The organism is Clostridioides sp. ZZV15-6383 (assembly GCF_020657735.1).
Lineage (GTDB): Bacteria > Bacillota > Clostridia > Peptostreptococcales > Peptostreptococcaceae > Clostridioides > Clostridioides difficile_D.
On sequence record NZ_JAGWCV010000231.1, the window covers coordinates 1 to 255 of the forward strand.

A 255-nucleotide genomic window follows, 5' to 3' on the forward strand; every position below is an offset into this window, starting at 1 on the left:
AATAGTACACTTATAGCAACATGGAAACAAAAACTTTTGTATGGTGGTGTCGATGCCTTGTCTAAAACGAAAGGAAGACCATCAATGAATAAAAGCAAAAAAACTAAAGAAGAAAAAAATAAATTAATAAGAGAACAAGAATTAGAATATGAAAACCAACTTTTAAAAGCGGAGCTTGCATTTCTAAAAAAGCTGCGTGCTTCAGGGATGAATGTTCCCGAAAGGTTAAAAACCAATACGAAGCAAAAGTAATTT

The 255-nt window shown here is 31.8% G+C and carries 1 pseudogene; it reads left to right on the plus strand.

Going from position 1 to position 255, the window contains the following annotated elements:
* Positions 1 to 252, plus strand: a pseudogene (locus KGF42_RS20710) (hypothetical protein); the annotation flags it as partial.
* Positions 253 to 255: the final 3 nt, after the last annotated feature.